Genomic DNA, 23,565 nt, shown 5'->3' on the forward strand with positions numbered 1-23,565 from the left:
GTGTATAGGAATTCTTATTTGCTGCATGGTTACCCTGAGCATCTGGGTTATAAGCTCAGATACATACAATACCGTGCTCACATCACAACAGGAAACAATGAAAAGACAAGTTTCCAGCGTGGAAGACGCGGTTGAAGATTATATCGATGATGTAAAAACGATCGCACAGCTCATTGCAACTGAGCCTTCCTCCCTTACTGCACTGCGTGGCAACGCGCAGGCTGCAAGCGTGCACATTAATCACTTTCTCCAAAACAATCCGGACTACTGGGCTGCATTTGTGTTTGACGCCAATGGCAAAATAGTGGCCGGAAGCAATGCCAACGGCACAAACCTTGCCGGAGAAGACCGTAACACGCGCGACTACGTGCACTCCGTCCTGTCAGAAAAACAGGTGGTAATATCGCAGGACATTCTCATGTCCCAAAGCGGCAGTGCCTACATCTTTGCCGTTGCGGCACCAGTACGGGACGAATACGGCAACGTCATCGGCGGGGTGGGCATATTCCCTTTCTGGCACAAATTCACGGAGCGCTATCTTGATAACAGCAGGATAGGCGAAGAGGGTTACGGCTACATGCTTGATGCCAAGGGACGCGTCATTGCGCACGCCATCGACAAAAAGCTGATGCTCAAAGATATGCGGGGCTATGATTTCATCAACACCATCCTGACGGAAGGCAGCGGCGCAACACAATACGAATGGGAAGGCCGCGCCAAGCGCATGTCCTTCAAAACCATCCCCGCAACCGGCTGGATTGTGATCATGAGTGCCTATGAAGATGATCTGGCGGCTCTTGCCATAAAGCAACGAAACTATCTCGCCATAGGCGGCGTTGCCGTGGCGATACTGCTCATTGCCCTTGTCGCGCTGATGCTGCGCAGAGCGGTCATCATCCCTGTGAATCGCATGCTCACCTTTGCAGGACGTATTACTGACGGCGATTTCAAGGCTGAACTTGAGGGGGAATACAAATATGAACTGGCCCTTCTGGCGGACAAACTGGGAGTGATGGTCGCGGACCTGAAACACAAGCTCGGCTTCTCGCAGGGGGTACTCAACGGCCTGAATGTACCATGTGGCATTGTCGGGCCGGATTTCCGCATGGTGTGGGTCAACAAACACCTCTGCACTCTGCTTGAAAAGCCTGAAGCCCTCGAGAAATACGCAGGAATCAAGTCGGGCGAAATGTACTGGAACGACCCGGGCAAGGACACCCTTTCCAATCGTGCGATCAGAGAAAACTCGGCCCTGCAGCAGGAAGCCGTATGGGTGGGGCCGTCCGGAACGACCAAGCATATCAAGGTGGATACAACTCCCTTTCACGACATGGACGGCACCATGCTGGGCTCTGTCTCCATCTGGACGGACCTGACGGAAATCCGCATCCAGCAGGAAAAGATCAGGCAGCAGAACGAGCGCATCGCCCATGCGGCCATTCAGGCCAATCAGATATCCCACCAGCTGTCGTCCGCTGCCGAAAGACTTGCCGCACAGATAAACGAGGCAAACACCGGTTCCGGTGTTCAACTGGAACGTGCAGGGTCCACAGCCACGGCAATGGAAGAAATGAATGCCACCATTTTTGAAGTAGCCCGCAATGCAGGCTCTGCAGCAAAAGACGCTTCCACTGCCAAGGATAATGCACAAAACGGGGCCGATATCGTCAGTAAAGTGATTGAAGCCATCAGCGCGATTCACACCAAAGCCGAGGGGCTGCGAATCTCCATGGAAAAACTGGGGACACAGGCAGAGAGCATAGGCGATGTCATGAATGTCATCAGCGACATAGCTGACCAGACCAACCTGCTCGCCCTCAATGCCGCCATAGAAGCTGCCCGTGCAGGCGATGCCGGACGCGGTTTTGCCGTGGTGGCCGACGAGGTCCGCAAACTGGCGGAAAAAACCATGCGGGCCACGCTTGAGGTAGGTGAGGCAATTTCCGTCATGCAGAACGTGGCTGCCAGCAACGTGCACGCCACAGGCGAGGCTGCGCAGGCGGTTTCCAGCAGCACAGAACTTGCCCAGACATCGGGCGAAACGCTCAGGGAAATTGTCACATTGATTGAAACGGTTGCAGATCAGGTGAGCAGCATTGCCACGGCAGCAGACCAGCAATCTGCCGCCAGTGACGAGATCAACCGTTCCATGGATGAGATCAACCGCATAAGCGAAGCAACCGCCGGACTAATGACGCAATCGCTGGAGGCCGTGCAGGGCGTGTCCAAGATGGCATCAGAACTGAACAGAGTCATCGCGGAAATGTCATCCGAATAACCCGACAGCGGTTACAGACACAATATCTGCACTGGATCTTTTTCCGGAGGCCCACTTTCGGAAAAACAACGGGGTGAGACGCACACTTTCCCCCATCACGCTCCTGCCGCTCACAGCGGGAGCAGCAGGGCCAGTCCGGCCACCTACCGGACTGGCCCTGCATTTTCAGCATCAGAACCAGTATAGGTTGCACCGTTACGGTGCAACCCTTCACATTCTCGTTGCGTCCCCAAGGAAATTTGCCCCCTGTCGCCTGCGTGTGAATGACAACAGGCAATTACCACCCAGCATGTATGCGTTGTTTACACGGGAAGATGTCATTGAAAAAGGCGCAAAAGAACTGAAACGGTGTCTTCAGGCGCGTCCTTTGGAAAAGACGTTGTACGAGATACATCACTCTTCAAAGAATAGCGCGCAGACAACCGGAAGATCGCCTGTCACAGGTCGGGCCGTCACCAAACAGCACGGTGCATCCTCACCTCCGGGCAATATGCCATTGCTATGACTGACGGGACACAGGAAAAGGCCCCTCTTTCATAGCCACAAGAAAGAACGGAATTGCCGCAACAAGCAGCGCAGCCATAATGCCAAAAGCCCAGCCGTAACCAAGCATACCGACGAGAATACCACTTACTATCGGACCTGAAGCGTGCCCGATGTCGAATATGGTACCAAAAACTCCCATGGCGGTGCCGTAGTGCTTCGCCTTGCAGAGGTCGGCAACGAGCGCCGCAGAGGAAGAGGTGACAAGGGCTTCGCCCAGTCCGAACACCATACAGGCTGCAAGCAACGTCCAGAAACTCGTCAGCAGCGGAATCGCCGCGAATGGAACTGCACAACACAGCACACCTGCGACAATGACACCGTTTCGCCCATGTCCATCAGAGAATCGCCCCATAACCGGCTTGGCGAGCATGGTGGTCACAACCTGACCTGCCCACAGAATACCTGCTTCAAATGCTGACAGTCCCGCCACTGTGACAGCGTAGATTGGCAAAAATGCTTCCAGCGCCCCCATGGACATATTCTGCACGCCTTCCATGGCAGATGCGGCAATGACCCTGCGGTCGCCCGACACCTCTTTAATGCCCGTTACAAATTGGGTGAAACGCGACCCTGAATGCGCATCGGAGACAACGCGCTCGTCTTTGAGCAATATCCTCATTCCAAGCAGCAGTGCTGCCAACCCGGTTGCCGCGACCACGCCGTATATGACTTGAAAAGTTGTCTGCGTGGCGCCCTGCGCTCCCCCCAGAAGGGAGACAAGCAAGCCCCCCACCGGGGCGCCCGCCAGCGTGCCCATGATGGCAACAGACGAAAACCAGGACAACATCTCACCTTTTCTGGCTCCAGCCACATCGGCGACCACCGCCATGGCAACGGGGCCATAGATGGCTGTGGCGAAGCCGTGCAGAAACCGGACTGCCACCAGCGCCTCGTAGCTTGCGACAAGCAGGTAGGCAAAAGGGATGATGGCAAAAAAGCACAGCCCTGCCAGCATGGTTTTTCTGCGTCCTATTATGTCCGAAAGCGCTCCAGCGGGCAGCTTGAAGAAGATGCCTGTCACAGTTGACATGCCTACGGCAAGCCCAATTGCCTCTGGACCTGCCCCCAGGTACAGCGCAAAAAGCGGAAGAACCGGATTACGGGCCAACGCATAAGAAAAGCGCGCAAGAAAGCCTACCGAGCACAGAGCGGTAATGAGTGATGTATTCATTTTATCCCCTTGGTATGTAACGGCATTGAACAACACACTCACAATTCTTACATGCAACGTGTCAACTGACATATATGAACCACGATCAGAATGTCAATTGACATATTTCACCAAACACCTATATCACAACTGAAACACCGCAACAAAATACTTGTTGCCATACGTAACCAAGCAATAGCCGTGCTCAATACGGCAGCAGGAGAAAGCTATGCCCGAGCTGAATGTACACATTGCCTCAAGCGTGGCCCGCACCGGAAAGGAATACCGCGAGGTCCATGAATGGATCGATGCGCCTGACACCAAATATGAAAGGCATGATTTTTCGAAAGTTCTTGTCAACGCAGCCATGTTCCGCGAGAAATATGGTGAGGAAGCTGCGCAGGAATATGTGAACCATCTGGTCGATGACCTGAAGTGCCGCTTCGGCAAGCAGATTGATAGTCATGTTGCCAGCATGAAAGATTGTCTGAAATATTTCGGAGGCTAGTTTTCAAGGGGTCGGTGAGAGTTCACCGGCCCCGCATTGTAACTCACGGAGAGAATAGCCATGTCTGATCAAATTTCCCCCATTGAGCTTGAAGCCCTTCTTCAATCCGATTCCGTAACCCTGCTGGATGTCCGCCGGGCCAACGACCGCGAGAGCAATCCCAATGCAATACAAGGGGCAACGTGGCAGGCTCCGGAAAATGTTGCTGCATGGGCCAAGGCCATTCCCGCAGATAAGCCTGTGGTGATCTATTGTGCCAGAGGTGGCTCCGTCAGCGTTTCCGTTCATGCCGCATTGCAGGAAGAAGGATTCAACGTGCAGTTTGTTGAAGGTGGCCTCGCGGCTTGGGAGGAACACCTTGCCAAGCGGTAATTCCTTGCCCCCCCAAATTCAGCCATGGCTGTTGTGCATACACAACATTCCGCCGAAGCCTCCCTATCTGAGGGCCAAGGTAGCCCGCAGGCTGGCTGCGCTGGGCGCCGTGGCGGTGAAGAATTCCGTCTACGCCCTTCCGGATCTGGAAACCCAGCGCGACGGACTTGTATGGTTGTCCAAGGAAATTGAGCAGGGGGGCGGCAAGGCATTTGTCTGCAAAGCGTCTTTCGACGGCATTGAAGGCGGGGGCTATTCCGACGCCCATATCCGCCAACTGTTCGTAGACGCCCGTGAAGCCGATTACCGCAATCTGGCGGCAGAATACCAGCCCATGCTGGACAGCCTTGCTTCACCCGGTACGGACGAAGAGATTGAAAAACGTGTACGGGAGTGGAGCGGTCAGCTCAGAGTTCGGTATGAAGAGATTCTGGCCATCGACTTCTTCGGAGCCTCAGGACGAGGTGCCATCGAAACCATGCTTTCAACCGCTGGTGCGTGGCTTGCCAGTCATGAACAGCAGGGAGTTGCAGAGCAGGCACCTTTTGACCCGGAGGTGTACAGAAACCGAGTCTGGGTAACGCGCCCCGGCGTTCATGTTGATCGCATAGCCTCTGCGTGGCTCATAAAAAGGTTCATAGACCCTGCTGCAAGCTTCAGGTTTGCAACCGGAGATGAAGGGGATCATGGCGTCCGCTTTGACATGGTCGACGGCGAATTTTCTCATGAAGGTGCATTATGCACGTTCGAAGTGCTGCTCCAGCGCTTCGGCCTTGGCGCTGATTCCGCCCTCACCATCCTTGGGCAGATAGTGCATGACATAGACTTGGACGAAGATGCTCCCGCACGCCCCGAATCTGCCGGCATTCTGGCACTGCTCAACGGCGTATGTCTGGGGACGGATGTGGATGAAGACAGAATCAGTGCAGGGAGCAGCATGTTGGACACACTGTATGAACACTTCAAACGTTCAACCCAAAGGCAGCTGTGACGTATGCGCGCAGGCAAAAACCCTTCCCTTGCGGAAGCTTTCTTCACCTGGTTGAAAATCGGCCTTCTCAGCTTCGGCGGTCCGGCAGGCCAGATTGCCATGATGCACAAGATTCTTGTCGAAGATAAAAAGTGGATCAGCAACGATCGGTTTTTGCATGCACTGAACTACTGCCACTTCCTGCCCGGACCAGAAGCACAGCAACTGGCTACCTATGTGGGCTGGCTGCTGCACAGAACGGTAGGCGGCATCGTTGCCGGAACGCTGTTCATCCTTCCGGGCTTTCTTGTCATCATGGGACTGAGCATTCTCTATGCGGGCTACAGAGAGCTACCGGCAATTGACGCGTTGTTTTACGGTCTCAAGCCAGCCGTTCTCGCCATCGTGATAGGTGCGGTTCTTCGGGTAGGCAAAAAGTCGCTCAAAACCATGTTCAGCATGTTTCTGGCAGGCGCGGCATTTCTGGCCCTTTTTGCCTTCAATCTTCCTTTTCCCTATGTCATTGCCTGTGCAGCCCTGCTCGGTTGGTTTGCAGCAAGAAACGGCAACAAGGGTACCATCTCCGATAATTCGGACGACGAATTGCCCGAGCACACACGCCCTGACGCAAAGCGCAGCATCATCACGTTGATTACGTGGCTGAGTTTATGGTTTGCTCCTGTCGCGGCTATCATCTGGAGCACCGGCCGGGACAGTGTATACACCAACATCGCCCTGTTCTTCAGCAAAATGGCCGTAGTCACCTTCGGCGGGGCCTATGCCGTATTGACGTATGTGGCACAGCAGGCCGTTGAGAACTACCACTGGCTAAGCCCTGCGGACATGATCAGCGGTCTGGCGCTTGCCGAGACAACACCGGGGCCGCTCATCCTTGTTCTGCAATACGTGGGGTTCATGGCAGCGTATGCCACGCCCGGCGGTCTGCATCCCGTAATTGCCGGTGTTGCCGGTGCAACACTGGCTGTGTGGGTTACATTTACGCCATGCTTTCTGTGGATATTCCTGGGGGCTCCATACATGGAGGCGGTGCGGGCCAACTCCGGCCTTTCTGCGGCACTTTCCGGCGTCACGGCGGCGGTGGTGGGTGTAATATTGAATCTGTCGGTCTGGTTCGGGCTACACACAATTTTCGGAAAAGTTACAGACTGGCACGGCCCGCTGGGACTTCAGCTTCCTGTTCCCGATGTTTCCACCATTGACTTCTGGGCTGCCGGGCTGAGCCTGCTTGCTGTTGCAGCCATGACACGATTCAAACTGGGCATGGCAACCACATTGGGCATATGCGCTCTGGCCGGTTACTTGGTCCGCTTCCTGATTCAATAAGCAGAACGCCCAGATGTGGCAGAACGAATAAAAGCCCTGATCTTTCGATCAGGGCTTTTATTTTCGTGGCGTCCCCAAGGGGATTTGCCCCCCCTGTCACCCACGTGAAAGTCCGACGACCTTAACCAATCATGTTAGGTGGATTTGTTTTTCACGGCTCGATAAAACGCCAGGTGCATAAATATTATGCAATCAACCATGTGATTTTTCACATTTTTTTGGGGATTACCCTATCATCATCCATTCATTTCCGGGCTCTACCATATTTCTCACCTAGCCTGCCCCCCTGTACTGCACACAAAAGCATCGCATGCTGCAACCGCACATGGTATCAACATATTGATACCATTATATCTCTGCAGTGACACTCTCTACATTACGTATTAGCGCACGTACAGAAGCGCGTTGCGGGATAACCCCGGTTACTATGCCCTTACTGTCATGACAGTACACACTCCATATGACGCACTAAATACCTAACATACATGTAACGCCATTTGATACGTAATCGTGATACCTATGGTATATTGGGGACAATATGCATAATAAATAACTTTTTTACTAACACATAAAATACATATTGTGCTACGTTGCCTCCAAAATCAGGAGGATCCCAATGGCAAAGAAGATAATCGTATCACGCCGTAATTTCCTTAAAAATACGGGGATCGCAGCCGGTGCCGCGGCCCTGAGCACGATTGCCCTGCCTTCGGCAGAAGCTGCCCAGCATGCGAGCCATATGAATGATTCGGGTGTTAATCTGCACCGGGCAAGAATGTTTTTCACCAACACGTTTGAATTCGATATCCTTTCCAACGCTGCGGAACGCATATTCCCCAAAGATGAACGTGGCCCCGGTGCCATCGATCTGGCCGTACCATATTTTATTGATAACCAACTGGCTGGTGCCTGGGGCTATAATGCTCGGGAGTACATGGCAGGACCGTTCGCACCGGGCGCCCCCACGCAGGGCCCCCAGACAGCCCTTATCCGCCGCGACCTCTTTCAACAGGGATTGCTTGCCATCAACGCTGCTGCCCGCAAGCAGTACAGCAAAAATTTCTCCAATCTGAAAGGCCCAGAACAGGACGAAATTCTCAAACAATGTGAAGCCGGCAAACTGCCGACGGAAGGTTTCACGTCGTCCTACTTCTTCTCAGAATTACGCAATGCAGTGTTGGCAGGTGCCTATGCCGACCCCGCATACAACGGCAACAATAACATGGATGGATGGCGCCTGAAGGAATATCCGGGTGCTCAGATGAGCTACGCTGATATTATCGAAAGCGACAAATACGAGAAGATGGACCCGATTTCGCTGGCCAGCATGCAGTAAGGAGAGCAATCATGGCAAAAGAGCTCAAGAAAGTTAATGTGGTTACTGTGGGCGTGGGCTTCATGGGCGGTGTTACCCTGGCGGAATGCGCCAAGGCTGGCCTGAGCGTTGTCGGCCTGGAGCGTGGCGCTCCCCGGGGTCTGGAAGACTTTTTGGAAATTCATGATGAGTGGCGCTATGCCATCAATTATGGCCTTATGCAGGACCTTTCCAAAGAAACCATCACCTTCAGAAATTCCGAAAGTATGCCGGCCTTGCCCATGCGGCGTCTCGGTTCCTTCTGCCTGGGCGATGGACTTGGCGGTGCCGGTGTGCACTGGAACGCAATGAACTACCGCTTCAAGCCCTACGATTTTCAGATCAAAACCCTGACTGAAGAACGCTACGGAAAAAACAAGATTGGTCCCGATTATCAGCTTCAGGACTACCCTCTGACGTATGATGAAATGGAGCCTTACTTTACACAGTTCGAATACGCCATCGGCGTTTCCGGTACCCCCGGCCCCTTTGACGGCAAGCGTTCCAAGCCTTGGCCCATGCCTCCGCTGGCAAAAACGCCTGCCATGAAGCTTTTTGAAGAATCGACCAAGAATCTTGGCTATCATCCGTACCCCATTCCGGCTGCTATCGCTTCCGAGCCTTACACCACATCGGACGGGATGCAGTTAAACCCATGCCAATACTGCGGATATTGCGAACGTTTTGCCTGCGAATACGACGCAAAAGCACAGCCGACCAATACGTTCATTCCCGCAGCGATGAAAACCGGAAACTGCGAAATCCGCTGCCACTGCAATGTGGTTGAAATCCTCCACAAGAACGGTAAGGCCAGCGGCGTGCGGTATGTAAACACGCTGACACAGGAAGAATTCATCCAGCCTGCCGATGTTGTGGTGCTTTCCAGCTATGTGCTCAACAATGCCAAGCTGCTGATGACCTCAAAAATCGGCACCATGTATGACCCCAAAACCGGCAAGGGAACCTTGGGCAAGGGATACTGCTATCAAATCACTCCCGGTGCTTCCGTATTCCTCAAAGAGCCCCTTAATCTGTACGCCGGAGCCGGAGCCCTTGGCATGGTCATTGACGACTTTAATGCTGATGCATTTGACCACTCCAATCTGGACTTCATCCATGGTGGCAGCATCGCGCTTGCGCAGACCGGCAAACGCCCCATCGGCACCAACCCCACGCCTTCCGGAACGCCGCGTTGGGGAGCGGACTTCAAAAAGCAGTCCACGCACTACTTCAACCGTACGCTCGGCGTGGGATCACAGGGTGCGTCCATGCCGCATAAACATAACTTCCTTGATCTGGACCCGACGTACAAAGATGCCTACGGGCTGCCGCTCCTGCGCATGACCTACAACTTTACCGATCATGACAAAGCGCTCTTTAGCTTCATCAGCAAGAAGATTGAGGAAATCGTTAAAGGCATGAATCCGGAGTCCATTGCGGTTAAGGGGATGATCAAAGATTACAACATCGTCCCGTATCAAACTACGCATAACACCGGCGGCACCATCACCGGCAAGAGCCCGGAAGACAGTGTGGTAAACTCCTACATGCAACACTGGGATGCGGAAAACCTCTTCGTTGTGGGAGCAGGCAACTTCACCCATAACGGCGGCTGCAATCCCACAGGAACCGTAGGTGCGCTGGCTTTCAGATGCGCCGAAGGTATTATTAAATACGCACGCAAAGGTGGCATGCTGGCGTAACCGGCAGCTCCCCGGATGACAATCAAACGCCCCGCGCCATATCGGCACGGGGCGTTTCGCATGGACGGTATGGTCGCGTTCATACAGCGGATATTGGGCATCAGCCACCCAACGTGACCGAGCGAAACCTGAAGCGCATGGGGCTGGACGATGTGCGTGAGAAATTGTCTGTGGTGATGAACGGTCGGAACGGAAAGAATCGGAATGGAAATGCAACAAGTCAGACAGAAATCCGTGGCTAAGCCAGCGTTTTCGGAGTTGTCTTGTGGCAAAACATGTGGTCGAACAAGAAAAGGGTTACATCGTGTGATGTAACCCTTTGATCTCTTTGGCGTCCCCAAGGGGATTTGAACCCCTGTCGCCTGCGTGAAAGGCAGGTGTCCTGGGCCAGGCTAGACGATGGGGACGCTTGATGCATCAGCCGTTTCAGGCGACGCGAAGAGGGTGTATAAGCAAGCTCACCCCACCCTGTCAACCGACTTTTTCAAAAATCATGAAAATCCCATCTTGACCATCGGCCGCCTGTGATTACCTTTTGGCTGTAAAGGAACGAGATATCCCTTCTTGGTGATATACCGGATTAACTTCTACGGAGGGTGAGAAGGATTAATACCGAAGATCAGTTCCGCCACGAGAGAATCTGCCGCTGAAACAATGCCCCCGTGAGCCGGTACATGACGTACGACAGGCCGGGGAGAGCCCACCCGCTCAAAGATATTTCAGGCAGATTCTCTCTATTTGTTCTCCCAGCAACTCTCCCGATGAACTGACCGCAGTTCACTCAAAATAATGCCCTGATCATATTTCCTGCACCCTGCCCGCAAGCGCCTGACAAGGCGTTTTTCTGTTTCCGCATGCCTTGCCCGCCCCGATCCGTACTGCCGGTTCCGGCAGATACGAGCCAGACCTTCCCTCCCCTGTCCGCCACGTCTTCCCTCCTTACATAACGGAACACAACCTCCGGGGCAGCATTCCGGTTGCCATCTATTGGCACTTGCACTTCCGGCAAAATTGTCTATGCTGCTCTATTCATATTCATTCTCATTTGGAGACATCATGGTCAGACTGGAACCGCTAACCCATCTGTTCGACATGCTGCATCATTTTTGGGAACATCCCAAAACGGAACGCCGTGTCGCCCAGCTGCTTATCTTCATATTTCTTGGCAGCTTGCTCTGCATTGAATTGAAACGGCAAGGCATGCTGCCCCCATCCATTGCGGCCATTACGCCGAACAACCATTTCCACGCCGTCAATCTGGCCTTTTCCATGTTGCTGGTGCTGGAAGTGATGAGCCTTGTTTTTGTGCTCTCGCAATCGGTGACCAAGTCGCTGGGAAAACAGTTCGAAATTCTCACCCTCATATTGTTGCGAAACTCCTTCAAGGAACTCAGCAACATGCATGAACCCATAGATGTAATGGCCGACTGGGAAGCCATGCTGCACATACTCACATCCAGCGTAGGAGCATTGGTGGTGTTCATCGGCCTAGGCCTGTACTACCGCATGCACCGTGTGCAGGGGTATCTGCGCGACCCCATGGAAAAGCTCCACTACATCATGACCAAAAAGATACTCGCGTTGGGTCTGTTTGTGGTCTTTCTTGCCACGGGTTCCTACAACCTGTGGGATTTTCTGGTCAACGGCGTACGGCATGAGTTCTTCCACACCTTCTACACGGTACTGATTTTTGCGGACATTTTGCTCGTGCTCATTGCGCAGCGCTACATGCCCAGCTTCCACGCCGTGTTCAGGAACTCCGGCTACCTCATCGCCACGCTGTTCATACGCATTGCCCTGTCCGCACCGCCCTATTACGATGCCGCCGTGGGTATTGGCGCGGCAGCGTTTGCACTGGGAGTCACCTACGCGACCAACGTATTCCACTATGGTTCCCTTGCCCCGACACAGCAGAAGCCGCGGGAGTGACATGACACACAAAACTCCGGTCGCAGGCCCGACCATCAGCCAGATCATTGCCTGATCATTGCCCCGATCATTGCTCTGACCGGTGCCTGATCAGTACCTGATAAGTGCCTGCAGAAATTGCCAAGAATCTTGGCAACGGGACGGCCGGATACGGAACAATGAAAAAGCGTCGCAGCACTGGTCTGCGACGCTTTTTTATTTCGTTCAATCCGGCTCGTTCAAAAAGTACGGAGCCGGCGCTACTTTCGTCCGGATAAGGCCGATGGAACCGGAGTTATTCTCCGCCTTCCAGACGCTTGATGATTTCCTTGGCAGGAATGAGTCCCGTGGCGGCAGCAGAAACGATGTTTCCTGCCACGCCGGGGCCGTCACCGGCCACAAAAAGCCCTTCCACAGCGGTTTCCAGTTCGTTGCTGGTTTCCACCTGCGTTGCGAAGAACTTGATTTCCGGCGCATACAGCAGCGTGTTGTCGTCGGAAATGCCGGGAATGACCATATTGAGCTGCTCAAGGCCTTCCACAATGTTGGTCACAATGCGTTCGGGCAGGGCCATGGCAATATCGCCGGGCACCACGTTGGTCATGGTCGGCTCGATGTTACCGTTGGTGATACGTGTCCACGTTGAACGACGTCCCCTGCGCAGGTCGCCCAGACGCTGCAGAATGGGCTTGCCCTCGCCGATGATGGTGGCAAGCCTGCCGATGGCCGTTCCGTAGCCGGTATTATCGGATACCGGATCGGTCAGCACCACCTTGGACAGAAAGGCGAAGTTGGTGTTCTCCGACTTCTTGTCGCGGAAAGCATGGCCGTTCACACAGACGAAATCCTGATAATTTTCCAGTGCGATAAAACCACCGGGGTTGGTACAGAAAGTACGGGTCTGGTCGTCATAGCGTTTGGTGCGCACGAAGAAGGTGGGGTCGTAAACCACGTCGGTGATATCGCGCATGACATCGTTATGCGTTTCCACACGCACGCCAACCTCGATACCGCGCTGGGAGACATTCAACCCGAACTCGCGGCACACTTCGCCCACCCAGTCGGCACCCACGCGGCCAGGGGCCACAATCACAGCCTTGGCCTGATATTCGCCACGGGTGGTGACAACACCGGTCACCTTGCCGTCCTTGGCGAGCACCTTCGTCACCTCTTCCTCGCAGCGGATTTCAACACCGCGGGATTCCAGATACCGGGACATGCCGTCTATATGGTCCGGCAGACAGTCGCTGCCGAGATGCTTCTGCTTGATGATGAGCAGTTCAATGCCGTTCTTGCGGGCTTCCTTGCGGATGGACTTGGCGCGGTCCATGTCGGACGGAAACACGGGGCCGTCCATGTTGAACCGGTTGAAGATGACTTCCGTCTCGTCGATGAGCCGCTGAGCCTCGCTCTTGGACATGAACTGAGTTAGATCGGTCTTGCCCAGCTTGTGAATGTAGTTGAGCTTGCCGTCGGAAAAGAGCCCGCCGCCGCCGATACCGGAAAGGATATGGCAGGGTTTGCATTTGATACACTTCTGGGTTTTGCCGATGGGGCAATTGCGTTTTTTCACGCTCTTGCCGCGATCAATCATGCACACCGAAAGTCCGGAATGTTCTGCCAGATAGTAGGAGGCAAAAAGTCCTGCAGGCCCGCCACCCACAACTACTACATCGAACTGCATCTTCTTGGTCATTACCATTACTCCGCACTATATATATTGCCCTGCGCACCATCATCCCGAGCGTGGCACGCACGAAGGCTTATCCTAGCTTGCACACGGTTTTTTATTTCTGTCAACTCGATTCTTTCTGCATATATGGAGCGGGTTTTCCATAAAAAAACCCCGGTATAACCGGGGTTTTGCTTTTCTGATCTCAACGGGTTGGCTACTTCTTGCCACCGCCGTTTCCACCACCGTTTCCGCCACCATTTCCACCACCGTTCCCGTTACTGCCGCCCTTGCCGCCGGAATTCGAACTGCTCTTTCCGCCACCGGCATTGGAGCTGCCCTTGCCTCCGCCGGCACCGGAGTTACCGGCACTGGCGCTGCGGGAATCAGCCTTGCTCTGGCCCAGACCGACGGACTTTCCGTTAGCGGATGCGCCCTTGGCACCGGCAGGCTCGGATGTACCGCTCTTGGTGTTACGCCTGGTTTCGGAAACCGTGGCTCCGTATGTTCCCGCTGCCTTGGTCTTTGTCCGGACAGTGGCCCGGACCTGTGCCTTGGTCTGCGCCTTGGTAGCGCCCATGGTCTTGGCAGAAACCTGTGCCTTGGTCTGCGCACGCTTCATTGCGCCCATGCCAAGTACACCGGGGTGCAGGCCAAGCTCATGTGCTATCTGGCCCCAGCCCATACCTGCAGCGCGCATTCCGGCTATGTCAGACTCGGTCACGGATGTGCTTTCCGCCATGGCGGCGTCCGCCTTTTCCCGTGCGGCATCAAGGGCTGCCTGAGCCTCGGCTATGGCAGCTTCATCCTGCGTTTCCTGTGCGGCTGCAAGCGCTGCTTCGGCATCCGCCACTTCGGCAAGAGCGCCTTCCAGCGCCGCATCCGTCTGGGCTGCTGCGGCCGCTGCTATGTTGGCGGCCCGTGCTGCCTGCGTGGGGTTATTGAAGGCAGGGGCATCGGCTTCCGTATCCGTCTGGTCGTCCGTGGTATCGGTTGCCGTGGTGTCCGTGGTGTCCGTGGTATTTGGCGTTTCGGTTGCCGTGGTATCTGCAGGCGCTGCGGGATCATCGGCGGCATGAGAGACGCCGGCAAAAATCAGCATTGTGAGAAGCAGCACGGCAAAAGATGATCTAATAATTTGTCTGGCCATGGTAGTCCTCCAACTTACTGCTTCTCCACCTGGGTGATGAACGAAACAGACTCGTTAAGGTTCCTGGTTTTACCGCCTGCCTTCACCCGTTCGGGTTCGCCGAACCAGCTGAGGAGCAGCTGCCGGGGGGAAACACCCCCGGCATATCCAAGAATGTATTCCCGTATCCGCAACGCCCTTTTTCTGGCCAACTCGGGAGCGGCATCCACATACGTCACAACATGCACCCTCAGCTGTCTGGAGTTGCCAAGCATGGCAGCCAGCAATTGCAGAGAGGGTTTGGTGTCATCCTTCAAAACATCGGTGCCGGGTTCAAACTGCACTGCTTCAAAACTTACCCGTCGCTTGCCGATATAAAAATTTCTCCACGAGAACTCACCCAGGGCATTCAGACCATCCACCGCACGCAGGGCCAAGGCCCCGTCGGGATAGGACTTGAGATAAGTCAGCCATGCGCTCCGCTCTTCCGCCAGCTTGCCGAGTCCGTGCAAAGCGCGGGGGCGGTTGTAAAGCGCATCAGGGTCATAGCGGTCGCTCGCGAGCACCTGATCATACGCCTGCAGGGCTCCCTTCCAATCTTCCCTGTCCAGCAGGTTGTGCCCCATGTACAGGCGGGCGTAGGAATTCCGGGGATTCAGCTCCAGCGCTTTTTCATACGACCGGAGCTCTTCATCATATTCCATGAGCGCCCAGTGGTTGATGCCTTTCCAAAACAGGTAGGTATCATTGCCCGGCTCCAGAGCCACCGCCCGGGTAATATACGGCATGGCCTGCTCGGGCTTGTCATCGGCCATATACAGGCGGGCCATGTAATAAAGTGCTTCGGCATTCTGAGGGTCTTCTGCCAGAATGGACGAAAAATCGTGAATTCCTTCACTGTATTTTTTCGTATTCAGGTAGTATGGCCCTTTTACAACTGTGCATCCTGCCGCAACAGACATCACAACAATCAGCACAACAACTTTCCATGAAGACATTTTACTCATCAGAACCTCTCAGATACAATCTGTCCTACAGGTTCTTACAATACTATACGTAAGAACACTGCTCATGGTCACATATCTTTTTCAAAACATCTATTGCGAAACGTGCCCTGACCCGCCGGTACCCTGGCGGATATCACGCGAGGTAATGCCCAGCGCGTTATACAGCTCAGGCAGTGTGCCGCCTTCGCGCAGCAGCTGCTGTGCCTGTGACATGACGGATTCCGCATCCACGCCCTGCCTGCGGGCCAGCATGAACAAACGCGGGAAGCCGCCCCAACGGGGCATAACCCCTTCGGTTACCAGCCCTGCATCAAGGAATGCGTTCACATCACCATCGGCCACGCCAGCCTTGCGCAGCTGCCCTGCCAGCTTCACGGCAGCGGCCACATCCGCCCCCGGAGCCGCAGGATACTCCCGCAACAGCCTGACAACGATATCAAACGGCAGCCCCTGCGAAACGGCAGTGGCGATGGTTGCCACATCCTCATCCGAAACGGCTCTTCCCCCTGCATGCAGGGCCAGGGACGTTCTTTGCAGGCTTTCCTGCAATGTCACGAGCACGGGAACAATCCGTATGGCAGGCACCCTCTTGCCCAGCCCCTCTTCCACCTTGGCTTCCAGAGGATACAGGGGAACACCGCTTGCACAGGCACGATCAAGCGCGGCAAGCAGAGACAAGACATCCTCTCCCGTCATTCTGCCTTCAACGGATTCCGCCAGAATGCGGTCAACCAGCGGCGAAGACACACCGCACTGACGCACAGCCGCAGCGGCATCCGCCAGTTCCGCAGTCTGTCCGGACTGCGGGGCGGCATGAAGATCAGGAGTGGTCCAGAACAGGCCGAGGGCCAGCAGCCCCCAGAGCCAGCACATGACAAGACGACGTTCATATTTCACGCGTTTCGTCCCCCACATACAGCACGGAATTGCGGCTGCCGAAGTTGTCTTCCCGCACCAGACTTATTCCCGGATCAGGAATGGTCATGCGGCCGTCGACCAGAAAGACGTATTCATACTCCCCTCTGGGAAGCATGAGGTCCAGCACCCATACCTTGGCGGCAGTGTCGTAGCGCATGGAATAGCCGCCATCCTGCCACTGGTTGAACGAACCGATCACCGCAACAGAGTGGTTGCGGCGCAGTTCATCTGCAAGCACAAAACGCACAGGCGCTGTGCCGTGTGCAGCATCAGGCACCGCAACAGCCCTTTCTGCGAGCAATACGGATGTCCGCTCCGCAACAGGAGCCTCTGCCCCATACCACACAAGCTGAAGCGACATAAGCGCAACAGCCAGCACAGCCACAGTTGCAATCCCTCTTGCGGGCGTAAAACTCACGGTAACAGGCTCACGCATAAGACGCAGCAGCCGCTGCCAGAGCGAGAGGCGCCTGGGCTTGAGGCCGTTAAGTATGCCGGGCAGCAGCTCAGCCGGAGCCTTGGCATCCTCATAGCCGCGAATGGCCTCGTACAATCCAGCGGGATATTCCCGTTCTCTTTTATCCGGTGTATGCATTATTCACCTCCGATCATGTCGCGCAGGAGCTCAAGCCCCCGCTTGACGCGCATCTTTGCCGCGCTCAGACCGATATTCAGCGCGCGGGCAACTTCGGTAAATTCATATTCTTCCCTGTAGCGGAGAATCAGCGCCTCCCTGTACAGAATGGGCAGCTGTTCCAGCGCGGCAACCGCCCTGTCCATGTCGAGCCGTGCTTCCGCAGGCGGTTCATCGGCAATGGTGGTCACGGAATCGATATCCACATGCAGGATATCCTGACGGCCTTCCTTCCGGTAATGGTCACGGACGATATTGAGGGCGATGGCATGCAGCCACGGATAGAAGGGACGGCCCGGCGAGAACTGTTCAAGTTTCTCGTACGCCTGAATGAACGCATCCTGCGTCAAGTCTGCAGCCAGCGAAGCGGAACGGACGGCACGAAAGACCATGGCATACGCCCGTTGCTGGTACCGGAGCACCAACAACGAAAAAGCGTCCACGTTACCGTCCAGAACATCCCGGACGATCTCAGCATCTCTGGATGCGCCTTGAATGGCGTTTGATGTATCTCGCATGTGTTTAATCCGAAACAGGGGTATACCTCCTATACGTCATCCGGACGCCTTACGTCACATTATTCCGGCAGAAAAACGAAAGCCCGCAAATGCGGGCTTTCTGTCATAGGCAAATGGTCTAGCGGCCTCTGCCGTAATCCACATCCATATCCCTGGGCGCGGTCACGGTCACGGTATGCCGGATGACCGACTCGCCCTTGGGCGCCAGCTCGGTCTTCCAGATCAGCATGTGGTCGTCGCCCTTTTCGGGACGCGGGACTGATTCGGTTTCGATGCGGATATCGGAATGGCCGGACTGCGGTTCGGGATCTTCCGCCACAAGGGTCACCGCGTGGCTGCGGTTGTTGCGCAGAACAATCTCCCACGCCCAGATCATGGTCTGCTTGCGACCGATGATGCCCTTGTCGCCCGACTGCTTTTCAAGCAGCTTCATGGTTGCCGTCACCAGCGGGTCGGCTCCGAAGAACAGATCCACATCCGTTCCGGAAAGGTTGTATGAGCGCTTGCCGATAAGTGCCCCGTCCACGAGGAACATGGCCGTGCCGCGCGGCAGTTCACGCGGTTCCGGCAGTATGCTTTTCGCGGTAAGATACGCCTTGCTGTCGGCAGAAGGACGTGCGGTGTAGAGGAAGTCTGCCCGCCAGTATTCCGCCTGCACCGGCAGCGTGACAAGGCGACCGGCGGGAATGGTCTTGCGGCCCAGCTCCCACACGGCATAGTTGCCGCGCTCAACCTTTCTGGGTGCGGGGGCAGCAGCCTTCATCATGACAGGCGCCTCTTCCGCCATGCGCTCAACGGAAACAGCGTCTGCGCTTGCGGCATACGCCATAATCTGGCGCTCTTCCACCCGCCATTCAGGCAGAGACGGCGGCACAAGCGAAACAAAGCGTTCAACCGTGGCAAGGGATACCTCGGCGTTTTTCCAGTCCAGGCCGGAAGACTGCTCTATCTCTGCGGTGAATGTGAAGGCCACCTTGCCCTGATCGGGCAGCGCCTCGAAGCGGTACAGCGGCTGCCAGTTACACCCGCCAAGAACATAGCTGTAGCGAACATCCACGGTGGCGGGCGCATTAACCAGCGCGGCCTGCACCTGCCAGACCTGCCTGTCGGCACCGACAGCCTTATCCAGCGCTTCCTGCAGGGCCGCCACTTCCGCTTCCAGCGCGACCTGCTTTTCCTGCACTTCAAAACGGGTTCGGTACAGGGTGGCAAGGTGCTTGCTCATGGCAGCATCAAGACGTTCCATCTCGGCAGCTGCTGCGCCGTCCGCGGGGGTATCACTCCACAGGGAAATGCGGGATTCAATGGTCTGCAGTTCGCCGGTCATCACCGCAAGGTCACGTCGTTTGGAAACAAGCTCCTTACGCATGGCCTGAACGGTTCCCTGATCAAGGGCGGGCACCCTCTCCCACCGCACATCAACGGGAGAACCGGAGCGCGTGGATAAACGCAGGGTATCGGGATCAGCGTTGGCGGGCAGGGTTACAAGAATACCCCGCTGCCCGTCGGGAAGTACGGTCTGGGGAAGCGACTCGCTGCATTCAAGCAGCGCACGCCCGGGGAACAGCGTCACGGAATCGGGAGAAACAGGCTTTTCCGCTGTCCATGCAGGCGTTGCAAACAGAACCAGCAACACCCACAGGGTGGAGAATGCCTTGAAGGATGTATGATAGCGTAGTGTCATGATTACTCCTTTATTCGCTGAATAATGGGTACCCTAACACATTTTTCCGCCAAGTTGCCACAACGGAGATCACGACAAAAAGCAGTGGCGACGCCCCTTCTTCAACCGGAGTGCGCCGCAGCCGGACACAGTGTTTCCGGCCAGCCATGCAGATAGACGGCGGGAAACGCAAGGGCAGGACGTTTGTCTATCCGGCGCAGACTGCTACCTGTGTTCCGCCTGAAGCGGGTCGGCTACCAGATGCGTATCGTCGTGCGCATAGGCAGGAGAACAGCAGCACAGAATACGCAAAGGGCCGCTGCCCGTGCAGGCAATGCGGTGCGCTATGCCCGGTCTGATAAGTACCGTATCCCCCGCCTGCACGCTGAAAACCTCATCGCCCAGTGTCATCCGGCCGGTACCTGCCGTGACGTGATACAGCTCTTCGGTGTGCCGGTGGATATGCAGAAAGGTTTCCGTGCCTTGCGGCACTTCAGCCTCTGCAAGCGACTGGTTGCTGTTGCCGTGCACGGCAGGATGCATCAGCTCGCGGATGACGGAGCCGTCCTTTGTCACATAGGCAGGAATAGTGGCATAGGCTGTTTTCATGGCACCTCTCAAACAAACGCCCCCGTGTGTTGCACGGGGGCGCTGTGATATTCAATATGGCTGCGGTTAGAACATCTGCTTGAGCAGTTCTTCGCCGCTGGTTGCATCATCCTGCTGTCCGCGCCGGAGCGGAGTGCCGGAAATGACTGAAGGCTGGGTCCCTTCCTTGAAAGGCAGGAAGTAGGTTTCATCCGAAGCGCTGCCTGCAAGCTGACCGGTCTTGCCGTCAATCTGCACCTGCACAATGCCGGGAGGCATGGGGAAGTCCATGACAGGATAACTGTCTTCCACGGCGAGACGGTAGTCCCTGATGATGGGCGATGCGGCTCTGGAGCCGGTTTCCCACTTGCCCATGGGGGTGAGCTGGTCAAAGCCCACATAGGCAGCGGAAACCAGGTAGGGCGTCACGCCCATGAACCATGCATCCTGTTCATCGTTGGTGGTGCCGGTCTTGCCGCCGATGGGACGGTTCAACACCTTGAGGCGGGCACCGGTGCCGTCGCGCACAACTTCCTTGAGCAGACTGGCCATGATGTAAGCCGTCTGCGGGCTCATGGCTTCATGGCTCTCGGACTTGAACTCGGCAATGGTTTCACCCCACGCATCCTGAATGGAACGGATGACGCGGTGATTGATCCACGAGCCGCCACGGGCAAAGGCAGTGTATGCCTCCGTCAGGTTCAGGGGGGTCACTTCCACCGCACCAAGGCTCACGGAAAGGTTGTTGGCAAAGGGCCCTTCAAGCCCCATGGCCTTGGCCCGTTCCACAATGGCGGGAATGCCCACCTTCTGGGCCACGCGGATGGTACAGAGGTTGCGCGATTTCACCAGCGCCGTGCGCAGCAGCATGGGGCCGGAGAAGGTGCCTTCAAAGTTCTCGGGACGCCACACCTTGGAGGTGGCTTCGTCCGTGTAAACTATGGGAGCATCAAGCACGATGGATGCCGGAGTGAAGCCGTGATCCATGGCCGTGGAATATACTATGGGCTTGAAGGCCGAACCGGGCTGACGCTTGGCCTGCGTGGCGCGGTTGAACTGGCTGTCGGCGAAGGAGTAGCCCCCTACCAGCGCCAGTACGTCACCGTTCACGGGGTCCATGGCAACCACGGCCCCCTGCACGGCGGGATATTGCTCAAGGGCCAGTGGAACAACCTCGTCCGCAGAAAGTTCTGCGGGATTCCAGTCATCCTTGCGCTCCTTGGGCAGGCTTACGGAAGCCCATACCACGTCACCGGGTTCGACAACCTGACGGGCATCTTTGATGGAAGGCACCTGATCAGTCGCCAATTTGGGATCAGGCTTGCGACACCAGTGCATGGTGGTAACAGGAATATAGCCCCTGTACGCGCCAAGGCGCACATTGGCACCGTTGGCATCCACGGAGGTGACAAGCACCTTCATCCATGCGCCGTCTTCGAGGGCGCCGGGAGAAACGGCCTCCTGCTGCAAAAAGTCGTCATACTCTCCCTTGGCAAGCTTGCGCAAGGGGCCTGCCCAGCCGCGACGCTTGGAAGAATCTTCAAGCCCCTTGCGCAGGGCGGCTTCCGCCGCGACCTGGTGGTGCATGTCTACTGCGGTATAGATATGCAGGCCGGATTCATACACGGCATCTTCGCCGTAGCGCGAAAGGCTCACGCCAAGACGCTGCATATTTTCTTCGCTGAGAAAATCAATAAGCCGGCGGCGCACTTCTTCAAGATACCATGCGCCCTGCTGCCAGCTGGGATCTTCCATGCTCTTGTAGACAAGCTCCTGCGCCATGGCTTCTTCATACTCAGGCTGCGTGATCCACTGCAGCTCAAGCATGCGGCCGAGCACGTAGTGCTGACGGGCCACAGCCAGTTCGGGGTTGCGCAGGGGGTTGTATTTGGAAGGCGACTGGGTAAGTCCGGCGAGCAGCGCACATTCGGCAAGGGTAAGCTCGTTGGCGTGCTTGCCGAAATAAGTGCGGGCCGCAGCTTCCACACCATAGGATCCACCGCCCAGATATATCTGGTTCAGGTAGATGGTGAGGATTTCATCCTTGCTGAGGTAGCGCTCAAGACGGTAGGCCAGAATGGCTTCCTTGACCTTGCGCTCATACTTCTTTTCGGATGTCAACAGCAGCTGCTTGATGATCTGCTGCGTAATGGTGGAGCCACCCTGCTTGATGGAGCCTGCCTGCATGTTTTTCACAAAGGCACGCATTATCGCGCGGGGATCTATGCCGTCATGCTGATAAAAACTGTCGTCCTCGGCCGCAAGAAAGCTCATGGGCAACTTGGGAGACATGTGATCCAGCGAAACGAGGAAGCGCTTTTCGCGGTAGAAATAGCCGAGCACGGAACCGTCACGACAGTATACGGTGGTAACCAACGGGGGACGGTAGTCAGCGATCTTGGTGAATCCGGGCAGATCCTTGGAAGCCCACCAGTACAGGCCGGACAGCCCCAGCGCACCAAGGGCGGCGCACAGCGCCAGCATAATGGCGCCATACATCAGGTACTTTTTCATATCATATTCTCTGATTCGAGCTCAGTTCAAGTTGAAGCGGCAGCAGAATGCAAAACACCGCATCGTTATTCGTCCGCCCACCTAGTAGACCCTTGGGCCGAACAAGGCAACAGGCGGAAGGGGTAACAGCCGGGAATTTCCTGCGGAAGCAATCTTCCGCTTCGGCCGCATCTTCCAAAATTCATCAAACATACCGAACAGTAAACAGCAAAGCGCAGCGCATTTTTGCTATTCTTCAGTCTCCGGGGCAAGCCCCCACGCTATCTTAAGCCTGCCGAAGATATACCGCACTTCCTTGGCGGTCACTCCTATGAGGGCAAGAGATTCTTCCAGCGTCCTGGTTTCGCGGCAGACAAGACAGTCCGAAGCCGTGAACATGGTCATCATCCGCCCCCGCACCCAGAACGGGAACAGCAGGCAGAACCACGGACGCACCTCACGCGGCAGCCTGCATCCGTCGGATGTGAGAAAAGCACAATATCCCTCGTCGTCGGAGGCAAGGCGCATATGCGAACCATGCGGCGGGAACATGTCCTCGATCTCAAGGTCGTGCATAGGGAAAAGGCGGCGCATGGTGTCCACAAAGGGGCGGGAGTTACCTTCTTCGGCAAAGCCGCCCTCATCGCTGCGATAGTCCACTATGCGTTCCCATTCCGAACGGGAAAGGGGAAAACAGAACTCCTCGTTGCCCGGTGTCACATGACAGCAGGTAGGCCCCATGCCTGCACAGCGGGCACAGACATGCGGGTCTTCAGGCGACGTCAGATAACAGGGGCCGTCATTCTGCAT

At 55.7% G+C, this 23,565-nt stretch carries 19 protein-coding genes and 1 tRNA gene; 8 read left to right on the forward strand and 12 right to left on the reverse strand.

Features of this window, described 5'->3' with window-relative positions:
• Positions 1–25 precede the first annotated feature (25 nt).
• Positions 26–2,278, forward strand: coding sequence for a methyl-accepting chemotaxis protein (locus tag HUV30_RS02050; RefSeq protein WP_373869319.1), 2,253 nt, complete (start codon positions 26–28; stop codon positions 2,276–2,278).
• A gap of 499 nt (positions 2,279–2,777) precedes the next feature.
• Here the strand turns inward: HUV30_RS02050 and HUV30_RS02055 are convergent, their stop codons facing one another.
• On the reverse strand, positions 2,778–3,995 hold the full coding sequence (locus HUV30_RS02055; RefSeq protein ID WP_174403947.1) for an MFS transporter: 1,218 nt from the start codon (positions 3,993–3,995) through the stop codon (positions 2,778–2,780).
• A 208-nt stretch (positions 3,996–4,203) separates the two neighbouring features.
• Here HUV30_RS02055 and HUV30_RS02060 point away from each other — a divergent pair, with 208 nt between their 5' ends.
• The 6 genes from HUV30_RS02060 to HUV30_RS02085 all read left to right on the forward strand — a co-directional run bounded on the left by HUV30_RS02060 (position 4,204) and on the right by HUV30_RS02085 (position 10,225).
• Positions 4,204–4,482 (forward strand): hypothetical protein, encoded by a 279-nt coding sequence (locus HUV30_RS02060; RefSeq protein ID WP_174403728.1) that lies wholly within the window; start codon positions 4,204–4,206, stop codon positions 4,480–4,482.
• 60 nt (positions 4,483–4,542) lie between these two features.
• On the forward strand, positions 4,543–4,854 hold the full coding sequence (locus HUV30_RS02065; RefSeq protein WP_174403729.1) for a rhodanese-like domain-containing protein: 312 nt from the start codon (positions 4,543–4,545) through the stop codon (positions 4,852–4,854).
• A gap of 4 nt (positions 4,855–4,858) precedes the next feature.
• The gene (locus tag HUV30_RS02070) at positions 4,859–5,845 is read left to right on the forward strand and encodes a chromate resistance protein ChrB domain-containing protein (protein ID WP_243452035.1); all 987 of its coding nucleotides are present in this window, start codon (positions 4,859–4,861) and stop codon (positions 5,843–5,845) included.
• A 3-nt stretch (positions 5,846–5,848) separates the two neighbouring features.
• The gene (gene chrA / locus HUV30_RS02075) at positions 5,849–7,168 is read left to right on the forward strand and encodes a chromate efflux transporter (RefSeq protein WP_174403731.1); all 1,320 of its coding nucleotides are present in this window, start codon (positions 5,849–5,851) and stop codon (positions 7,166–7,168) included.
• 616 nt (positions 7,169–7,784) lie between these two features.
• Entirely contained in the window at positions 7,785–8,504 is a 720-nt protein-coding gene (locus HUV30_RS02080) for a gluconate 2-dehydrogenase subunit 3 family protein (protein WP_174403732.1), read from the forward strand.
• An 11-nt stretch (positions 8,505–8,515) separates the two neighbouring features.
• A complete protein-coding gene (locus tag HUV30_RS02085) occupies positions 8,516–10,225 on the forward strand; it encodes a GMC family oxidoreductase (protein WP_174403733.1) in 1,710 nt (569 codons plus the stop codon).
• 329 nt (positions 10,226–10,554) lie between these two features.
• Here HUV30_RS02085 and HUV30_RS02090 read toward each other — a convergent pair.
• Positions 10,555–10,632: transfer RNA gene (locus HUV30_RS02090), tRNA-Glu, on the reverse strand.
• A gap of 649 nt (positions 10,633–11,281) precedes the next feature.
• On the opposite strand from HUV30_RS02090, the gene HUV30_RS02095 reads away from it, so the two are divergent.
• Positions 11,282–12,154, forward strand: a complete 873-nt coding sequence (locus HUV30_RS02095) for a hypothetical protein (protein ID WP_174403734.1) — start codon at positions 11,282–11,284, stop codon at positions 12,152–12,154.
• Positions 12,155–12,428: 274 nt separating this feature from the next.
• Here HUV30_RS02095 and HUV30_RS02100 read toward each other — a convergent pair whose 3' ends face one another.
• The 10 genes from HUV30_RS02100 to HUV30_RS02145 all read right to left on the reverse strand — a co-directional run bounded on the left by HUV30_RS02100 (position 12,429) and on the right by HUV30_RS02145 (position 23,565).
• Complete coding sequence (locus tag HUV30_RS02100) at positions 12,429–13,829, reverse strand: NAD(P)/FAD-dependent oxidoreductase (protein WP_174403735.1); 1,401 nt, start codon at positions 13,827–13,829, stop codon at positions 12,429–12,431.
• 193 nt (positions 13,830–14,022) lie between these two features.
• Complete coding sequence (locus HUV30_RS02105) at positions 14,023–14,955, reverse strand: hypothetical protein (protein ID WP_174403736.1); 933 nt, start codon at positions 14,953–14,955, stop codon at positions 14,023–14,025.
• Positions 14,956–14,969: 14 nt separating this feature from the next.
• A complete protein-coding gene (locus tag HUV30_RS02110; protein ID WP_174403737.1) occupies positions 14,970–15,941 on the reverse strand; it encodes a tetratricopeptide repeat protein in 972 nt (323 codons plus the stop codon).
• A gap of 90 nt (positions 15,942–16,031) precedes the next feature.
• Positions 16,032–16,838, reverse strand: a complete 807-nt coding sequence (locus tag HUV30_RS02115) for a hypothetical protein (RefSeq protein ID WP_174403738.1) — start codon at positions 16,836–16,838, stop codon at positions 16,032–16,034.
• Entirely contained in the window at positions 16,828–17,454 is a 627-nt protein-coding gene (locus tag HUV30_RS02120; protein ID WP_174403739.1) for a glycogen-binding domain-containing protein, read from the reverse strand. The genes HUV30_RS02115 and HUV30_RS02120 overlap by 11 nt, the downstream gene beginning before the upstream one ends.
• Complete coding sequence (locus tag HUV30_RS02125) at positions 17,454–18,011, reverse strand: RNA polymerase sigma factor (protein WP_174403740.1); 558 nt, start codon at positions 18,009–18,011, stop codon at positions 17,454–17,456. The genes HUV30_RS02120 and HUV30_RS02125 overlap by 1 nt, the downstream gene beginning before the upstream one ends.
• A 118-nt stretch (positions 18,012–18,129) precedes the next feature.
• Entirely contained in the window at positions 18,130–19,695 is a 1,566-nt protein-coding gene (locus HUV30_RS02130; protein ID WP_174403741.1) for a DUF4139 domain-containing protein, read from the reverse strand.
• Positions 19,696–19,899: 204 nt separating this feature from the next.
• Complete coding sequence (locus HUV30_RS02135; protein WP_174403742.1) at positions 19,900–20,283, reverse strand: cupin domain-containing protein; 384 nt, start codon at positions 20,281–20,283, stop codon at positions 19,900–19,902.
• Between the two features lie 66 nt (positions 20,284–20,349).
• Positions 20,350–22,776: a penicillin-binding protein 1A gene (locus HUV30_RS02140; protein ID WP_174403743.1), complete on the reverse strand. Its 2,427-nt coding sequence runs from the start codon at positions 22,774–22,776 to the stop codon at positions 20,350–20,352.
• A 228-nt stretch (positions 22,777–23,004) separates the two neighbouring features.
• Positions 23,005–23,565 carry a zinc/iron-chelating domain-containing protein gene (locus HUV30_RS02145; RefSeq protein ID WP_174403744.1) on the reverse strand — a complete coding sequence of 187 codons (561 nt, stop codon included), beginning with the start codon at positions 23,563–23,565 and terminating at the stop codon, positions 23,005–23,007.

Source organism: Desulfovibrio subterraneus (genome assembly GCF_013340285.1).
GTDB classification, from domain to species: Bacteria; Desulfobacterota; Desulfovibrionia; order Desulfovibrionales; family Desulfovibrionaceae; genus Halodesulfovibrio; species Halodesulfovibrio subterraneus.

Excerpts from the sequence above, each read along its gene's own strand:
- HUV30_RS02065 (WP_174403729.1), top strand. The coding sequence starts at position 4,543 with ATGTCTGATCAAATTTCCCCCATTGAGCTTGAAGCCCTTCTTCAATCC.
- HUV30_RS02120 (WP_174403739.1), bottom strand. The coding sequence starts at position 17,454 with ATGCATACACCGGATAAAAGAGAACGGGAATATCCCGCTGGATTGTAC.
- HUV30_RS02055 (WP_174403947.1), bottom strand. The coding sequence starts at position 3,995 with ATGAATACATCACTCATTACCGCTCTGTGCTCGGTAGGCTTTCTTGCG.
- HUV30_RS02100 (WP_174403735.1), bottom strand. The coding sequence starts at position 13,829 with ATGACCAAGAAGATGCAGTTCGATGTAGTAGTTGTGGGTGGCGGGCCT.
- HUV30_RS02125 (WP_174403740.1), bottom strand. The coding sequence starts at position 18,011 with ATGCGAGATACATCAAACGCCATTCAAGGCGCATCCAGAGATGCTGAG.
- HUV30_RS02140 (WP_174403743.1), bottom strand. The coding sequence starts at position 22,776 with ATGAAAAAGTACCTGATGTATGGCGCCATTATGCTGGCGCTGTGCGCC.
- chrA (WP_174403731.1), top strand. The coding sequence starts at position 5,849 with ATGCGCGCAGGCAAAAACCCTTCCCTTGCGGAAGCTTTCTTCACCTGG.
- HUV30_RS02145 (WP_174403744.1), bottom strand. The coding sequence starts at position 23,565 with ATGCAGAATGACGGCCCCTGTTATCTGACGTCGCCTGAAGACCCGCAT.
- HUV30_RS02085 (WP_174403733.1), top strand. The coding sequence starts at position 8,516 with ATGGCAAAAGAGCTCAAGAAAGTTAATGTGGTTACTGTGGGCGTGGGC.
- HUV30_RS02135 (WP_174403742.1), bottom strand. The coding sequence starts at position 20,283 with ATGAAAACAGCCTATGCCACTATTCCTGCCTATGTGACAAAGGACGGC.
- HUV30_RS02105 (WP_174403736.1), bottom strand. The coding sequence starts at position 14,955 with ATGGCCAGACAAATTATTAGATCATCTTTTGCCGTGCTGCTTCTCACA.
- HUV30_RS02060 (WP_174403728.1), top strand. The coding sequence starts at position 4,204 with ATGCCCGAGCTGAATGTACACATTGCCTCAAGCGTGGCCCGCACCGGA.
- HUV30_RS02130 (WP_174403741.1), bottom strand. The coding sequence starts at position 19,695 with ATGACACTACGCTATCATACATCCTTCAAGGCATTCTCCACCCTGTGG.
- HUV30_RS02080 (WP_174403732.1), top strand. The coding sequence starts at position 7,785 with ATGGCAAAGAAGATAATCGTATCACGCCGTAATTTCCTTAAAAATACG.
- HUV30_RS02095 (WP_174403734.1), top strand. The coding sequence starts at position 11,282 with ATGGTCAGACTGGAACCGCTAACCCATCTGTTCGACATGCTGCATCAT.
- HUV30_RS02110 (WP_174403737.1), bottom strand. The coding sequence starts at position 15,941 with ATGAGTAAAATGTCTTCATGGAAAGTTGTTGTGCTGATTGTTGTGATG.
- HUV30_RS02050 (WP_373869319.1), top strand. The coding sequence starts at position 26 with ATGGTTACCCTGAGCATCTGGGTTATAAGCTCAGATACATACAATACC.